At 64.6% G+C, this 15,931-nt stretch carries 14 protein-coding genes and 1 pseudogene; 8 read left to right on the top strand and 7 right to left on the bottom strand.

Going from position 1 to position 15,931, the window contains the following annotated elements; all coding sequences use genetic code 11:
* Nucleotides 1-39: 39 nt before the first annotated feature.
* A protein-coding gene (locus R5H30_RS08310) for an IS3 family transposase (RefSeq protein WP_318327708.1) occupies nucleotides 40-1,169 on the bottom strand; the annotation gives its coding sequence in 2 pieces (ribosomal slippage) (nucleotides 40-926 and nucleotides 926-1,169; 1,131 coding nt in all).
* 155 nt (nucleotides 1,170-1,324) lie between these two features.
* Between R5H30_RS08310 and R5H30_RS08305 the strand changes: the two are divergent.
* A pseudogene (locus R5H30_RS08305) lies at nucleotides 1,325-1,462 on the top strand (transposase); the annotation flags it as partial.
* A gap of 1 nt (nucleotide 1,463) precedes the next feature.
* Nucleotides 1,464-2,684 carry an MFS transporter gene (locus R5H30_RS08300; RefSeq protein ID WP_412105113.1) on the top strand — a complete coding sequence of 407 codons (1,221 nt, stop codon included), beginning with the start codon at nucleotides 1,464-1,466 and terminating at the stop codon, nucleotides 2,682-2,684.
* 565 nt (nucleotides 2,685-3,249) lie between these two features.
* Here R5H30_RS08300 and R5H30_RS08295 read toward each other — a convergent pair.
* Nucleotides 3,250-5,367 carry a DEAD/DEAH box helicase gene (locus tag R5H30_RS08295; protein WP_318327705.1) on the bottom strand — a complete coding sequence of 706 codons (2,118 nt, stop codon included), beginning with the start codon at nucleotides 5,365-5,367 and terminating at the stop codon, nucleotides 3,250-3,252.
* A gap of 543 nt (nucleotides 5,368-5,910) precedes the next feature.
* Between R5H30_RS08295 and R5H30_RS08290 the strand changes: the two genes are divergently transcribed.
* The 5 genes from R5H30_RS08290 to R5H30_RS08270 all read left to right on the top strand — a co-directional run bounded on the left by R5H30_RS08290 (nucleotide 5,911) and on the right by R5H30_RS08270 (nucleotide 9,954).
* Nucleotides 5,911-6,105 carry a hypothetical protein gene (locus tag R5H30_RS08290; RefSeq protein WP_318327704.1) on the top strand — a complete coding sequence of 65 codons (195 nt, stop codon included), beginning with the start codon at nucleotides 5,911-5,913 and terminating at the stop codon, nucleotides 6,103-6,105.
* Between the two features lie 106 nt (nucleotides 6,106-6,211).
* The gene (locus tag R5H30_RS08285) at nucleotides 6,212-6,727 is read left to right on the top strand and encodes a VOC family protein (RefSeq protein WP_318327703.1); all 516 of its coding nucleotides are present in this window, start codon (nucleotides 6,212-6,214) and stop codon (nucleotides 6,725-6,727) included.
* A 281-nt stretch (nucleotides 6,728-7,008) separates the two neighbouring features.
* Nucleotides 7,009-8,052 (top strand): pyridoxal-phosphate dependent enzyme, encoded by a 1,044-nt coding sequence (locus R5H30_RS08280; RefSeq protein WP_318327701.1) that lies wholly within the window; start codon nucleotides 7,009-7,011, stop codon nucleotides 8,050-8,052.
* Nucleotides 8,045-9,211: a M24 family metallopeptidase gene (locus tag R5H30_RS08275; protein WP_318327700.1), complete on the top strand. Its 1,167-nt coding sequence runs from the start codon at nucleotides 8,045-8,047 to the stop codon at nucleotides 9,209-9,211. The genes R5H30_RS08280 and R5H30_RS08275 overlap by 8 nt, the downstream gene beginning before the upstream one ends.
* A complete protein-coding gene (locus R5H30_RS08270) occupies nucleotides 9,208-9,954 on the top strand; it encodes a maleate cis-trans isomerase family protein (protein ID WP_318327699.1) in 747 nt (248 codons plus the stop codon). Before R5H30_RS08275 ends, R5H30_RS08270 begins: the two co-directional genes overlap by 4 nt.
* A gap of 31 nt (nucleotides 9,955-9,985) precedes the next feature.
* Here R5H30_RS08270 and R5H30_RS08265 read toward each other — a convergent pair whose 3' ends face one another.
* The 4 genes from R5H30_RS08265 to R5H30_RS08250 are packed head-to-tail and all read right to left on the bottom strand — an operon-like array spanning nucleotide 9,986 to nucleotide 13,654.
* A complete protein-coding gene (locus tag R5H30_RS08265) occupies nucleotides 9,986-10,873 on the bottom strand; it encodes an isocitrate lyase/PEP mutase family protein (protein ID WP_318327697.1) in 888 nt (295 codons plus the stop codon).
* 7 nt (nucleotides 10,874-10,880) lie between these two features.
* On the bottom strand, nucleotides 10,881-12,155 hold the full coding sequence (locus R5H30_RS08260) for a TRAP transporter large permease (protein WP_318327696.1): 1,275 nt from the start codon (nucleotides 12,153-12,155) through the stop codon (nucleotides 10,881-10,883).
* Complete coding sequence (locus tag R5H30_RS08255; RefSeq protein ID WP_318327695.1) at nucleotides 12,152-12,646, bottom strand: TRAP transporter small permease; 495 nt, start codon at nucleotides 12,644-12,646, stop codon at nucleotides 12,152-12,154. The genes R5H30_RS08260 and R5H30_RS08255 overlap by 4 nt, the downstream gene beginning before the upstream one ends.
* A 15-nt stretch (nucleotides 12,647-12,661) precedes the next feature.
* Nucleotides 12,662-13,654, bottom strand: a complete 993-nt coding sequence (locus R5H30_RS08250; RefSeq protein ID WP_318327694.1) for a TRAP transporter substrate-binding protein — start codon at nucleotides 13,652-13,654, stop codon at nucleotides 12,662-12,664.
* Between the two features lie 396 nt (nucleotides 13,655-14,050).
* Here R5H30_RS08250 and R5H30_RS08245 point away from each other — a divergent pair, with 396 nt between their 5' ends.
* The gene (locus tag R5H30_RS08245; RefSeq protein WP_318327693.1) at nucleotides 14,051-14,359 is read left to right on the top strand and encodes a hypothetical protein; all 309 of its coding nucleotides are present in this window, start codon (nucleotides 14,051-14,053) and stop codon (nucleotides 14,357-14,359) included.
* A 122-nt stretch (nucleotides 14,360-14,481) separates the two neighbouring features.
* Here R5H30_RS08245 and R5H30_RS08240 read toward each other — a convergent pair whose 3' ends face one another.
* A complete protein-coding gene (locus R5H30_RS08240; protein ID WP_318327692.1) occupies nucleotides 14,482-15,888 on the bottom strand; it encodes a choice-of-anchor D domain-containing protein in 1,407 nt (468 codons plus the stop codon).
* Nucleotides 15,889-15,931: the final 43 nt, after the last annotated feature.

Raw genomic sequence — 15,931 nt, 5'->3', positions numbered from 1 at the left:
CTGGACCTGTCACGATTTGATGCCGCCCCGGGTTCTCATTTACGCCGCCTGAGCTTCGAAGGCCAAGGGGCTTTTCCAGCCGAGGGCTGAGTGGCGTCGGCGTGGATTGTAGAAGGCGTTGACGTACTCGAAGATCGCCAGTTCAGCCTGACGGCGTGTTGGCCAAGATCGTTGCCACAACAGCTCTGCCTTGATGGTCTTGAAGAAGGTTTCGACGGCCGCATTATCGTAGCAATTCCCGGTTCCGCTCATCGACGTCCTTAAGCCATGCTGGCGCAGGATTTTCTGATAGTCGTGGGAGCAGTATTGGCTGCCGCGGTCTGTATGATGGATACCTCCCTTCGGCGGACGCCGCAGCGCGGTGGCCATGTCTAACGCCCGGATTGCCAGGTCACGTTTCATGCGATTGCTGACCGCCCAACCGATCACGCGCCGGGAATGCAGATCAAGCATGACAGCGAGGTAGAGCCAGCCCTCCTGTGTCCAGACATAACTGATGTCGCCAGCCCATTTCTGGTTTGGACGATCAGCCGAGAAGTCCCGGTTCAGCAGGTTCGGAGCGATGTTGAAGCTGTGGTTGCTGTCCGTGGTTGCCTTGAACTTCTTGTTCCGCCTGACCTTGATGCCGTTTTCCTTCATCAGGCGGCCAACGCGCCGATGGCCCACGGCCAGTCCCAGCTCTTTCAATTCCTCGGTCATGCGCGGGCGACCATAACTGCCAAGCGACTGCTCGAACTGATCCCGGATATGCGCAAGGACAACCAGATCCTTGCGTTGGCTTACGCTCATGGGACGGGACCGCCAGGCCCGATAGCCGCGCGGGCTGACGTCCATGATCTGACACAGACGGTTCACAGGGATGTCGTGCCGGTGGTCCTCGACGAAGGCAAACCTCATTTGCTTCTCTCCGCGAAGAACACCGTGGCCTTTTTTAGGACATCCCTCTCCTCCCGGAGCATACGGTTCTCTTTCCGCAGCTCGGCGATCTCGCGTTCCAGATCGGACTGGACCGTCGGTTTCTCAGGATTGTGCCGTTCCTGCTGTATCCAGCGGTTCAGCGTCGAAAAACCGACCCCAAAATCTGCGGCCACCTGTTTGCGCGGTAGCCCGCTGGTTAAGGCCACGCGTACTGCTTCGGCGCGGAATTCTTCGGTGGGTCGTAANCCCAAAATCTGCGGCCACCTGTTTGCGCGGTAGCCCGCTGGTTAAGGCCACGCGTACTGCTTCGGCGCGGAATTCTTCGGTGGGTCGTAATGCCATATGTGTTCTCCTTTGCGACACGATACGTGGTCAAAGGAGCGGCACAAATCCGTGACAGGTCCACTATTCGGTCGAGGAGAAGATCCGCATCGTTCTCGCCGGTCTGCGGGGCGAGGAGAGCATTGCCGCGCTCTGTCGCCGCGAGGGCATTGCCGAGAGCCTGTATTATTCCTGGTCTAAGGAGTTCCTGGAAGCGGGCAAANATGCCATATGTGTTCTCCTTTGCGACACGATACGTGGTCAAAGGAGCGGCACAAATCCGTGACAGGTCCAATCGGGGTATGGACCTCTTCCAGATTTCGCTGCTCTTCGGGGTCTACTCACTGGCGACCATGGCGATGGAACTCCCCTTCGGCGGATTGGCCGACACCATTGGACGCAAGCCGGTTTTTCTGGCGGCGGTCATCGCCAGCTTGATCTCCCTCGCACTCTTCCTTTCGACAAGCGAGTTCCATGTTCTCGCACTCTCGTTTGCCTTCATCGGGTTCGGACGTGCGCTACGGTCGGGCACTCTGGACGCCTGGTTCGTGGAAACCTTCAAGGCCCTGGCGCCGAATGTCGATGTTCAACCCGCGCTCGCAAAGGCTCAATGGGCAAACGCAATGGGCTTGGCGGTGGGGGCGATCCTCGGAGACCTTTTGCCCGATCTCATCGGCTCGATGGCCGAGCGACTGGGTGTCAGCGCATACGATGTGCCCTTTGCGGCAAGTCTGGCGGTGATGCTGGGCGTGTTCGTTTTTACGCACGATTTCATTTTAGAAGAAACACGCCCGCTCAACAATGATGCCCTGAAACAGGGTTTTGCGACGGCACCATCGGCAGTCAAGGATGCGGACCTTCTCGCACTGAAACATCCGGCGCTTTCGGTGCTGCTGGCAGCTTTGGCGTTGTTCCTGATGGCGACCAACCCGGTCGAGGTGTTCTGGCCGACCCATGCAAAACCCATGCTGGAGGAAGGTTTTGCAAACACGACAATCGGTATCCTGACGGCTGCCTATTTCTTCTCGATCGCCTTCGGCGCGTCGATGTCTCCGCGCATCAGCCGGATTTTCCGACGTCGTCACGCAATGACACTGGCGGCCGTCTTTGTCTGCATGGCGGGGGTTAAGATCGCCTTGTCTTTGCAAGGCAGCATCGTCGGCTTTGCGACGGTGTTCATCCTGTATTCCGTTCTTCTTGGTGCGTCCGAGACGCCCGCCAGCAGTGTCCTGCATGGATGCGTGGAAGACCGCCAGCGTTCCACGATGCTGTCTCTGAGGTCGCTGATCCAGCAACTCGGAGCCGCCTTGGGCCTGGTTTTCGCGGGTGCGCTCGCCGAGGTCTACTCCACACCAACCGCCTGGGTGGCCGGCGCGGTGCTGCTTGTCGGTGCCGTGGCCCTGATGGGCACCCTCGCCAAACGGCTTGCCTCTGCGGTCGATTAGCGGTCCTTCGTGCGGGATGCAGTATTCGGCACTAAGGGCTCCAAGCACACGCGCGACGTCCCGGCGAAGCGCAAGGGTTCGTCAACCCCCGGCCCGAACCACTTGAGGCCCAAACCGGTCCTCTATCTCAACCGCAGCGAACAATTGTGTGGCCCCCGGATTGCCGGTCACGCCGCTCTGGGATCCTTTCAACCATCTCAATCCTGGAAGACTAACTCGGGGACGACAGCTTTCCAATTGGGGCGCTTGCGCAAGTGAAGAAACCGCTCGCGGCATCCAATCCGTTCCCCAAGCCGGTCGAGAAACGGCGATGCGTGCCCGCAGTCCACGCCTTCGACAAAGCCTGCCAGATACGCTCCCCGCCCTAGCCCGAAAGGATGTCACGGAGAGGCCTTTCCACACAGCCTCGGCCCATCGGTGCCGTTCCTTGGTCGCTTTGACGCTGCACGCAGGTTCCCCAGACCGAACCTTCGCTGCTTTTGTCAAAATTCGTGACGATTGCAGCGCGAACTCTCCGCATACCAGGTTTTAACCCCGATCTCGTCGAGATGGCTCGGCCGTTCCATCAGCGCCGTCTTGGAGGTTCGTTCCCGCCTTTCCCCTTGCGCGGCTTACCCGACTCTTTTCTTCGCACATCCGATTTGGAGTTGCGCGGTTTGACGCTGCCACCCGGTGGCGAGATCCTTTTCGATGGGTCCGAGGCTTGAAGCCGGCGGAGTGCGCCCGGTATGCCGTCCGGTTTGCGCGCGCCGGTCCCGGCTGCTTCGGTTCGCTTGTCATTTGCTTTCGTCGATTTGTTGCCGGGTTTTCCAAGGGACGACACCTTGGAATCCTGCATCGCCTTGCGGTGAGGTTTCTTTTCTTTTTTCTTCCCTCCAGACGGCTTGGCCCGCGACACATCCGGTTCGGCCGCCCCGTCTTTCTTGGGTGCGCGGTACGGTCTTGCAGCGCCGTCCGCGATCGCTTTTTCCAGTTTGCTTGGCGGCCTGGCGCGTTTGTCGTTCGGCTTCGCGCGGGGTCCGTTCTCACGCGGCGAGATGCGTTTTGCGTCTGTTCGATGCAAAGGCTTGCGAAGGATGGGCCCACGCTCGCGGGAACCCGCGTCGAGGTCCGGCGCCGCGTCCAGTCGCCGAACCCTGACGCCGTCCTCGAGTTCGGCCTGTTCGCCGATCGCTTTCATGAACCCGTCGACACTGCCTTCCATAAGCTCCACATAACTTTCCGAGTGTTGAACGCGGATCGCTCCGATCGCCGCCTTGTCCAGATTTCCAGCCCGGCACAGAAGCGGCAGCAGCCAGCGCGGCTCGGCCCGGTCGTCGCGGCCAACCGACAACGAGAACCAAACGCTCGGACCGAACGGCTTGCGCTCCTTGCCCTCGGGCGGGGCATCCGGGGCGGCCAGGTCTTCCGGCGCCGAGTGCCGGCCCCGGTACAAGGCGATGCAGGCCGCGGCGATTCGTTCCGGGCTTTGGCGAGTCAGAAGCCTGGCCGCAAATGCCTCGTGTTCCGGCGTCACCTCCTCGCTCCAGACAGGATCGGTCAGAAAGCGTTCCTGATCCTTGCGCAAGACGTCGTCGGCGGACGGCGGCACCGTCCAGTCGGCGTCTATCTTGGCGAATTTCAGAAGGCGTTCGGCCTTCTTGGTGATCTTCGGTGGAACGATCAGTGCGGAAATGCCCTTCCGACCGGCCCGTCCGGTCCTGCCAGACCTGTGCAGCAGACCTTCGGAGTTGGAGGGCAATTCGGCATGGATCACCAGGTCGAGGTTCGGCAGGTCGATCCCACGGGCGGCGACATCGGTCGCAACACACACCCGCGCGCGGCCGTCGCGCATGGCCTGCAACGCATGTGTCCGCTCGCTCTGACTGAGTTCCCCCGACAGCGTGACGACGGAGAAAGCGCGGTTCGTCAGTCGCGCCGCGAGCCGGCTCACGGCGGCCCGGGTATTGGCAAAGACGATGGCACTCTGCGCTTCGTGGTAGCGCAGCACGTTGACAATGGCGTTTTCGGCATCCTGCTGGGCAACCCGCAGGGCCTGGTAGGCGATGTCGGCATGCTGCGTTTGGCCGGTCAACGTGGTCACGCGCACCGGGTCGCGCTGAAACTGCTTTGCGAGCTTGGCGATCATCGGCGGGACGGTCGCGGAGAACAGCAATGTGCGTCTGGTTTCGGGCGCCTCGCCCAGCATGTATTCGAGGTCTTCGCGAAAACCGAGGTCCAGCATCTCGTCCGCTTCGTCTAGGACGACGGCGCGCAGGTGGCCCAGGTACAGAGATCCGCGCTGGATGTGGTCTCGGAGACGCCCGGGTGTGCCGACAACGATGTGGGCACCCCGTTCCAACGCACGGCGTTCGTCGCGCATGTCCATGCCGCCGACGCAGGTCGTCACCCGCGCGCCGGTCTTTGCGAACAGCCACGAAATCTCGCGCATGACCTGGAACGCCAGTTCCCTGGTGGGCGCAACGATCAGGGCGAGCGGTACGGCGGCAGGCTCCAAGACCTCGGAACCGCCCAGGATCGTCGGCGCGATCGCAAGCCCGAACCCAACCGTCTTGCCAGACCCTGTCTGCGCCGAAACCAAAAGGTCGGCGTCCTGCAAGTCCGGGTCGGAGACGGCCGTTTGCACGGCGGTCAGCGTGTCATAGCCGCGCTCCGCGAGCGCATCGGCGAGTGCCTGGATCATTTTGGGTTCTGTCTCGGTAAAATCGGCGGGAGAACTTCGGCCATCTCCGCCAATCGGCAGAGACAAGCCCTGCCCCTTAAACCGATCTGATGGAACTGTATACCTGCAATTGTTGCATACCAGATCATCGTGATGACGTGCCAGGCCAGCCAGTTTCGGCCCCGTGCGGGCCTTTGGTGTCATCACCGCTGAGGGCTGCTTGGAGCCCAATGGGTTGATTGGTAAGGCAAGACAAACTGTTCTATGCGATGCCCACTGGGCACGAAATCTGTGTCGTGGTGAGGATGAGAAAATAGCACTGGGCAACGCTCAAGGGGAAGTGCACCTGTTCTTCGACGAAGAGGGGCGTGACGTGTTTATCGAACGCCATAAAGAATTTAAGTTACCCAAGGAACGTAAGTCACACGAGCACTTTCGTCTCTTTTCTGAGGAATGGGGTTCGGGTGATCTCACAGTATTGAACACTTTGATGAGAGAACGGTTAGGTTTGGACCCCGTTCATCATGTGAAATTGCATATGCGCCCTTCATCGGAAGAGGTTTGGTGAGATTTAAAGAGTTCTCCAAACCCAATGTTTTATTTGCTTTTTTCATTGATGGCGGCTTTGTCCGCACAGACGGCGCTCTTGCAGTTTGCAGCGACCTTCCGCAATCGCCCGCGGTGTCGGAAAAAGAGCCGAACATCGAAGTGTTCTGCCAAGTCCGCCAAACCAGGCTTTCGGCCAACGCGAACCCTTGATCCGCCGGACAGGCGTTCATTTCGCGGCCAACCGGACTATCACCGAGGCTTGCTTGCCTGCCTCTTGGATGGACCATACGGTGAAACACCTTTCCGGAGACCCAAAATGGACAGCATGGATAAACCTTGTATCGGGCATACACACCTCAAAGTGGCAGACCTCGAACGCGCCATCGGCTTCTGGCGAGACGTGATGGGAATGGACCTGATGCAGCGCTACGGCGATCAGGCCGCGTTCATGTCCTGGGGCGGCTATCATCACCACATCGGGCTGAATACCTGGCACAGCGCCGGCGGCAGCCCGCCCGCAAAACACCACACGGGGCTATTCCACGTGGCTCTGCTTTATCCCACGCGCCATGCGCTGGCAGTGGCAGCCAGACGGGCTGCAGATGCCGGTGTCGAGATCTACGGCCATGCCGATCACGGCGTTTCGATCGCGCTCTATTTCGACGATCCGGACGGCAACGGGATCGAGATCTATTGGGACAAACCCCGCGCGGACTGGCCCTGGCAGGAAGACGGCACTCTGGGGATGGGAAACAAACGCTTCGAACTCGCGCCGTTCCTGGCCGAGGGCGTGTCGGGCAGCACATCGGCACCACCTGCTGGAAAGGGCTGACTCTCGGACCCTGAAGGCTGCAGGTCACTGGACATGATGTCCCGGGCATAGCGGAGGTTGCGGGGATCGATCTTCCCGTCTCTGCACAGTCTTAGCCATCTACGCCGAGAAGCTTCGCGGTGCCATCGGCCCTACCGCAGATCGTCGGCATGCCTGACACCGCGCTTGTCGTCATCACAGGCCTGGCTCGAAAGCGCATTTCAGCCTCGCCAATCACGCCAGCGGCCGCGACAGGCCCGAAATCACGCGCTAGGCTGGTTCGGAAACAGTGGAGCTGCGCCTTGCCGGACACCCTGACAAACCCCTATCGCGGCACCGGCTTGCCCGGCGCATCCAAATATCCCGCCGCCGATCCTGCCCCGGTCCAGGAGTTGCTGGGCCACTGTCCGGCGCATCACCCGACGCCTCTGCATACATCCCCGGCGCTTGCGGACAGGCTAGGGGTAGCCAGGCTTTGGCTCAAGGACGAGCGCGAGCGCATGCGGCTGGGCAGTTTCAAGGCGCTCGGCGCGGCCTATGCCATAGCGCGGACCGCAGCGCAGGCGGGCGGTCCCTGGGAAAACGCGTTGAAGGGTCGAACCTTCGTCACCGCGAGCGCCGGCAATCATGGACTGTCGGTCGCCGCAGGGGCGCGGCTCTTCGGTGCCGAGGCCATGATCTTTCTGTCGGAAACGGTTCCGGAAGGCTTTGCGGCGCGGTTGCGGGACAAGGGGGCCACGGTCGTCCGCGCCGGGGCGACCTACGAGGACAGCATGGCCGCGGCCGAAGCGGCGGCAGATCAGGATGCGCGCACGCTGCTCTCCGACAGTTCATGGCCGGGATACGTCGACCTGCCGTTCCGGGTCATGGAAGGCTATCTGCAACTTGCCGCGGAAGCCGTGGACCAGATGTCGGCAATCCCGACACATATCGTCCTGCAGGCCGGCGTCGGCGGACTTGCCGCGGCGGTCGCCGCCCATGCGCGCGCGGTCTGGGGAGATGAACCGACCATCGCGGTCGTGGAGCCGGACGCGGCCCCGGCGCTGATCGAGAGCATCCGCGCCGGAAAGCTGGTGACCACCGCGGGACCGGTCTCGGCGATGGGACGGCTCGACTGCAAGACGCCGTCTATGATCGCGCTGGCCGGGCTGGCGCGCGATGCCGATCTCTTCATGACCATCACCGAGCAGCAAGCGCAGGCAGGCGTCGAGGTATTGGCCAAGGCGGGGCTTGCGACGACACCCTCCGGCGGGGCTGGTTTCGCGGCCCTGCTCGCCGGGACCCAGGGCGTCGGAGACGGGGCGCGGGTCCTCGCGATCCTCAGCGAAGGCCCGGAGGATGGCTGACGCGTCGCGCGTGTTCCCCGCGGACGAGCATCGCGCGCGGGTGGCCGCGCTGCAGGAGGGCATGGCGGCCGACGGGCTCGACGCTCTGCTGCTCAGCACCGCCGCAGACGTGTTCTACGTGTCCGGGTTCCTGACCCGGTTCTGGGAAAGCCCGACCCGGCCCTGGTTCGTGGTCGTGCCGGCTTCGAGTGCGCCCATCGCCGTCATCCCCGCCATCGGCGAGACACTGATGCGCCGGACTTGGATCGCGGACATCCGAACCTGGGACGCACCCGATCCGGTCGACGACGGCGTGAGCCTTCTGGTCGAGACCCTGGCCAGTGTCGTGCCCGAACAGGGCCGCGTCGGGCTTCCTGCAGGTCCCGAAACGCAGGTCAGGATGCCGCTGACGGACTTTCGTAAGCTCGAATCCGGTCTCGCACCGCGCAAGTTCGTCGATGCGACAGGCGTCGTGTGCCGGGTGCGCGAGGTCAAGTCGGAGGCCGAGATCGATCGCATCCGCGCCACCTGCGCGGTCGCCGACCGGGCCTTTGCCCGCGTGCCCGAGATCGCCGCACCGGGGCGCTCGCTGGCCGATGTGTTCCGCGGCTTCCAGATCGCGCTGCTCGAGGAAGGCGCAGACTGGGTCTCGTATCTCGCGGGCGGGGCCGGTCCGGAGGGTTATTCGGACGTGATTTCGCCGGCTGACAACAGGCCGCTTGCGACGGGCAATGTGATGATGCTCGACACCGGGGCGGTGCGTGACGGATATTTCTGCGACTTCGACCGCAACTTCGCCATCGGCCTGCCGAGTGATGCCGCGTCGCGGGCGCATGCCGCGCTTCACGCGGCGACCGAGGCAGCCCTGTCCGCACTGCGCCCGGGCCTGCAGGCGCGCGATGTCCACCGTCTGCTAGTGGACGGCTTGCGCGACAACGGCGCCCTGCCCTGCGGCGGGCGGCTGGGCCACGGGTTGGGCCTCGCCCTCACCGAGTGGCCCTCCTTCACGCCGAAGGACGAAACGGTTTTGCGCGCCGGCATGGTTCTGACGCTCGAACCGGCGGCGGAGGTCGCGCCGGGCCGCATCCTCGTGCATGAGGAAAATCTCGTGCTGCGCGAGCACGGGGCCGAGCTGCTGTCGGCGCGCACACCCGCCGAACTGCCGGTGATCGGCCCATGACGCGCCAGCCCTACACCCTGACCGGCCCCATCGGGGTGCACGGGACGCTGGGCCTGATCGTGTTGCAGGTCGACGAGACGATCGAACAGGAGTTCCGCCGCTTCTTTCCGCAAGAGGTCGCGCTGCACGTCAGCCGCATCCCTTCGGGCGCGGACCTGACCCCGGAGACGATCGCTGAGATGGAGCATACGTTGCCGCAGGCGGCACGGCTCCTGCCACCGGCGGCGGAGTTCGGGGCGGTCGCTTATGCCTGCACCTCGGGCACTACGCTGATCGGCGCGCGGAAGGTGGCGGTACTGGTCTCCGAAGCCACCGGGGCGCGGGCGGTCACCGACCCGCTGTCCGCCGCCTTCGCCGGCCTGCGGGCCCTCGATGTGTCCTCCGTCGCCATCGTCTCGCCTTATGTCGCGACCGTCGCGACCCCGATCCGCCGCGCCTTCGAAAGAACCGGCTTTTCGGTCCCCGAAGCACTGTCTTTCGGCGAGAAGGTCGAAGCGCGGGTGGCGCGGATCGACCCGGCCTCGGTGCGCGACGCGGCGCGCGTCGCCGCGCGGTCCGGCGCGGAGGCGATCTTTTTGTCCTGCACGAACCTGCGCACGCTGGACGTGATCGACGATCTCGAGGCCGAACTGGACCGGCCCGTTCTGAGCAGCAACCAGGTGCTGGCCTGGCACATGGCACGGCTTGCCGATGCGCCGCTGGCCGAGGACGCTCCGGGCCGGCTGATGCGGCTACCGGCCTGAGACCCTGTTGCCCAGCCTGACGGCTGCGGCGTTAGCGGCGCGCGCTTTCGTAGTGGCTCGAAGCCTCGTAGTAGTCGTCGAAGCCGATCCGCCGGCGCAGTTCCGCGAAATCCATGCGCCCGTCGCGTTCGGCATCGTCGCGCATCGCCTGCAGCGTCCGGGTCATCGCCGCCATTGCCACCGCCATCAGCGTGAGCGGATAGGCCGCGATGCGGTAGCCGATCGCGTGAAGCTCGGCGCGTGGCAGGTCCGGCGTGTCGCCGCCCTCGACGATGTTGGCCATGTGCACACCCGGTGCTTCGGTGCAGACCCGCTCCATCTCGGCCCGGTCGCGCGGCGCCTCGACGAAGAGGATGTCGGCGCCGAGATCGCGGAATGTGCGGGCGCGTTCCAGCGCCTCGTCCAAACCGAGCGTATGCCGCGCATCCGTGCGCGCGAGGATCAACACGTCGCCACCCACCGCCCGGATCGCCTCGGCCTCGTCGACGGCGGCGCGCACGCGGTCCATGGCCTCGCCCCGGTCCACCACCTCCTTGCCGGGGGTGTGGCCGCAGCGTTTCGGCGCGACCTGATCCTCGATCATCACCGCTGCCGCCCCGGCACGCCAGAGCCCGCGCACCGTGCGCCGCACGTTCATCGCATTGCCATAGCCGGTGTCGCCATCCGCAATCAGCGGCAGCGCCGGCACCGCGCCACAGATGTTGCGCACCTGGTCTTCGACCTCGGCGTAGGACATCAGCCCGAGATCCGGCGCGCCGATGCGAGAGGCGGAGGCGGCGAACCCCGACATGAACGTCAGCGGGAACCCCTCCTGCGCAATCAGAAGTGCCGAAAGCGCATCGAAGCAGCAGGGCATCGTGTGGCAGGTGTCCTGCGCCAACAGGTCGCGCAAGCGCGCGGCAGGGGTTTCGAGGGTCATGAAGCACTCACCATTTGAACGGCAGATAGAGGGCGAGATCGGGCCAGGCGTATAGCAGCGCGACCGAGGCCAACATGATCGCGAGAAACGGCAGCGTGCCGCGCGCCACGTCCGACAGCGAGGCGCGCGCGACCGACTGGATCACGTAGAGGTTCAGGCCCACGGGCGGGGTGATCAGGGCGCATTCGACCATGATCACCATGTAGACGCCGAACCAGATCGGGTCGAACCCCAGCCCCATCGCCGCCGGCAGCAGCACCGGGGTCATGATCAACACCATCGACAGCGCCTCGAAGACCAGCCCCATCAGCAGCAGTACCACCGAGACCACGAGAATGAACATCATCGGTCCGTCGATGGTCGCTCCGATGAAGGCGCTTATGTCCTGCGGTACGCGCCAGAGCGCCAGCGCCTTGCCGAAGACCTTGGCGCCGGCGACGATCAAGAGGATCGCGACCGTCGTGACCATCGCGTCGCGCGCGCTTTCGAGAAAGTCGCGCCAGGTCAGCGTGCGCAGGATGACGCCGGTGATCAGCAGCGCCGCGGCAAAGCCGACGGCGGCGGCCTCGGTCGGAGTGAAGGCGCCGGAATAGATGCCGAAAACCACTAACAAGGCCAGCGCCACCGACGGCAACGCCCGGACCGACGCCGCGCGGCGCTCGTCCCAGGTGGCGGGCGCAAGCCGCTCGTAGCCCGGCGAGAGGCGCGCATGCAGCACCGCGAAGACGATGAAGGCGGCGATCAGGGCCAGCCCCGGCCCGACGCCGGCCATGAAGAGCGCGATCACCGATTCCTCGGCGACGAAGCCGTAGACGATCATCGGGATCGATGGCGGGATCAGGATGCCCAGCGTTCCGCCCGCCGCGAGCAGCCCATAGGTGTGGCGCGCGTCATAGCCGCGTTTGGTCATCTCAGGGATCGCCACGGTTCCGATGGTCGCGGCGGTGGCGACGGACGAGCCCGAGATCGCGGCGAACAGCCCGCAGGACAGGATCGTCGCGACGGCAAGCCCGCCCGGCCAGTGGCCGACCCAGGCCTGCACAGCGGCGAAGAGGTCGCGCCCCACCCCGCCCTTCAGCAGCACGTTGCCCATCAGCAGGAACAAGGGTACCGCGAGCAGGATGAACCCGTCGAGCGTCGACAGGATGCCCTGCGGCGCCATCAGCGGAGAGAACCCACCGGCGTAAAGCAGCACCAGGCCGGTGCCGCCGAGCGCGAAGGCCACCGGGACCCCGAGCAGCAGCAGCGCGAAGAGGCCCGCGACGACAAGAGCGATGGTCATTCGTGCCCCCCGATGTCGGGCGGACCGTGCCGCCACGTGCGCACCATCTCGGCCAGGCATTGTATTGCCAGCAACGCAAAGCCAAGGGGGACCGCGATCTCGATGGTCCAGACCGGCGGGTCGAGCATGGTGCCCGCGGTCCGGCCGCGCTGCCAGGAATCCACGAATATCTCTCCGCCGTAGTATCCCACGATCAGGGCGAAAACGAAGATTGCGGCAAGGCCCGCGAGGTCAGCGAGACGCCGCGCGCGCACGGGCATCAGCGCCAACCCGGCGGTGACGGTGATGTGCCGGCGTTGCCGCAACACCCCCGCCATCGCCAGCAGGCATCCCCAGATCAGGCAGTATTGCGACAGTTCCGCCGCCCATATGGTCGGGCGGACGAAGAAGTAGCGCGCCACGACCTCCCAGGTCAGCATGGCGCCCGCAAGCACGAAGAGTGCCGCGGCCACCCAGCCCAGAATGCCGGTCAGCCTGTCCAGGAATGCCACGTGCCGGGTCCCGGTTCAGAGACCTTCGGCGGCGGACAGGACGCGCTCGCCCAACTCGCCCGCGCTTTCGCGGTAGCTGTCGAACACCGGCTGCGACACGTCGCGCCACGCCTGCAGTTCTTCCTCCGTCAGATCGACGACGGTCATGCCGTTCTCCTTGGCCGCGGCATAAGCATCGGCCTCGATCTCGGCCATGCGGTTGCGCACGTCCTCCTGCGCCACGCTCGCCGCGGCCTCGATGTGACCGCGGGTCTCCTCGTCGAGCCCGTTCCACCACTCGGAATTGACCACCACGACGAACTCGATGTCAGCGTGGTTGGTGACGGTGATCGTGTCCATCACTTCCCAGAGCTTGCGGGATTTCACGCCCGACACGCCCGTCATGCCCACGTCGACCGTGCCACGCTGGTAGGCGAGGTACTGTTCGGAACCCGAAATGAGCGTGGGCGCACCGCCCGCAGCCTCTACGAAGTCGCCAAGGGTTTTGCCGAAGACACGCACCTTCTTGCCTTCGAGATCCGCCGGCGTGCGGATCGGGCCGCCGTTCGACAGCATCACCGCGCCGCCATAGGCCTGCCAGTAGAGGATTTCGCCGCCGGTCTCGGCGATGGCCTCCTCGAGCGCTGAGCGCACGGGCGAGCCTTCGGCCACGGCGGCGCGCACCTTGTCCTCGGTGTTCAGGAGGAACGGCATGTAGAAGACGTCGACGGCCGGCACGTCGCCGACGTATCGGGTCAACGAGGCGACACCCGCTTCGATCGCGCCGGACCCCACGGCCTGCGGCACTTCCTTGTCGGTGTAAAGCGTGGCGCTGTCGTAAATCTCGACGTCGATGGCACCGTCAGTGCGCGTTTCGACCTCCTTTTCGAAAAGCTGGAGGTTCTCGCCGAGATGCGATGTCAGCGGCAGCTGCAGCGTCACGCGCATCTTTTCCTGTGCCTGTGCGGCGCCGAGGCTGCCCAGAAGAAGGGCGCCGGCAAGGGCTGCGGATGTTCTCAAGGTCGTCATGTGCGGTCCTCCCAACCGTGTCTTTGCGCGAATTCGAGACGTGCGGAAAGCTGTCCGGCATCAAGGCCGGACCGTTCCCCTCCCATCGTGACGGCGCTCCGCGCCTGCGCCGTCACGCTCTTTTTCGGTGGTGCGACAGTCACTTGGGTGCGCGGGACTGTCAAGACGCAGCCGCGATTGAAGCCGACGGGCAGCGCGGACGCCGGGTTCCTGGACAAGGCTTTCACGACACGCCGTTCCCGTTCGAGCGCACCATGCGATGCCGGCGCCGGATACTCACCCGGCCTTTGGCGGGGCATTGTTGACCGATGACGTATTCGCGGGTCACTCTCGGCGGGTCTGCCAGCGTTACGACTCGCGGGCAGTGAATTGGGAAAGACAAGACTGGATACCAAGATGAGAACTTTCGCAATCCCGACGGCAACGGCCGCGGCACTGCTGCTTTCCGCCTGTGCTGAGGGCACCGTGGATACGGTCGAGGCCACGACGACCACGACACCCAACGCGGCAGAGCAAGCCTGCCTGCGCGACGTCACGAGCACCACGAACAACCCCGACGTCGTGCTGCTCGGCTCGGAATTCTCCGAAGCCGGGACGCTGGTCCGCGTCGGCGTGGGCGATACCCGCGCCCCCTGGCAGTGCATCGCTTACAGCGACGGCTCGACGGCCGGTATCCAGTCGCTGACCGACGAGGGCGCTCTCTGAGCCATGTCCGAGTGTTCGGGCGACCGCCCTCACCCGATCTTGTGAAGCGACCGCGGTGTCTGTCATACACTCGCGCAGCGCGTCTGTGGACACGAAGCGCCGGTTTGGCCGGGTGTGATGGATCAGCGCAGAACGGTGCGCCGACGTCTGGCCAGTAGCGGCAACAGGGCGACGCCGAAGCTCAGCAGCGGCAGGCTGGCCGGCAGCGGCACGACGCCCGGCGGTGGGGTCGTGCCGCCCGTCCCGGTCCCGGCAAGGTCGATCACCACCGGCTTTCCGTCGATCGAAAAGACCGACTGGCTGACATGCGCGCCCGCCGAGGTCGGCGAAAAACTGTAGAAGAACTGGCAGGACGCCCCCGGCGCAAGCACACCGCCCGCACAATTCTGCACTGCGCCGAAGCCTCCCGAGGGGGCGCCGCCCGCCAGACTGTAGGTTTGCGTCACGCCGCTAACGTTGGTGATTTCGCTGATCAGCTGAAGGCTGGAGGACTGACCCACCTCCACCTCGCCGAAATCAAGGCTGAGCGGGCTGACGAGAAGCGGGTCCAGCCCGGTCCCGTTCAACTGCACCGTGTAGGCCTCCCCGTCGATCGAGAAGCTCGAGACGCCCGATGCCGTACCTTCGGCCGTCGGCGTAAAGCTGTAGAAGAACTGGCAGGACGCCCCGGGCAGGATGTTCCCGCCGGCGCAGTTCTGGACCGCGCTGAAATCCCCGGACGGTGCGCCCCCCGCGAAGCTGGGCGACTGGATTTCGTCGCTGACGTTGGTGACGTTGACCGTCTGCACCGCCGAGGTCTCGCCTTCATAGACATGTCCGAACGACAGGTCGGTCCCCGAGACAACGAATGGCGAGGCAGCCGTGTCGCTGCCGAGGCCGGTGAGCGAGATCGAGACGAGGTCGCCGTTCACGGATATGTTCGATGTCCCGCTTGCCGGCACATCCGCGGTCGGAGCGAAGCTGTAGGTGAACTGGCAGGACGCCCCTGGCGCGAGCACACCGCCCGCGCAGTTCTGCACCGCGGTGAAGTCGCCGGTGGGCGCTCCGCCAGCAAAGGAATAGGTCTGCGTGGCGTTGGTGACGTTCGTGAACGAGACCTGCTGCGCGGCGCTGACCTCTCCCGACTCGACCGGGCCGAAATCCAGCGCGGTCGGCGAGACGAGGTAGGGCTGCAGGCTCACCCCCTGCAGCGCGATGCTGAAGGTCTCGCCATCGATCTGGATGTTCGAGGTTCCCGAGGACGCGCCGAGCGTTGTCGGGACGTAGGTATAGAAGAACTGGCAGGACGCTCCGGGTGCGAGTGTCGCCGCGGCGCAATTCTGAACAGCCGTGAACTCCCCCGAAGGGGCACCGCCGGCAAAGGACGGGGTCACGGTCTGATCACTGACGTTCGTGACCTCGACCGCCTGCGTCGCCGAGGTGTCGCCCTGGTAGGTATCCTCGAAATTCAGTGAATATCCCGACAGAACGTAGGTGGACGCACCTGCCGCGGACGCAGCGACCCAAGGTGCGACGAAAAGTGATGTCATCAAAATCTTCATGGACCCACTCCCGGGCTGGAAATATGCCGAC

Origin of the sequence: Roseobacter sp. FCG-D35 (genome assembly GCF_033436665.1) — a bacterium.
In the GTDB taxonomy this organism is placed as follows: domain Bacteria; phylum Pseudomonadota; class Alphaproteobacteria; order Rhodobacterales; family Rhodobacteraceae; genus JAWQFO01.
Note: the sequence above shows the minus strand (reverse complement) of the source record. Positions and strands in the feature narration are given on the sequence as shown.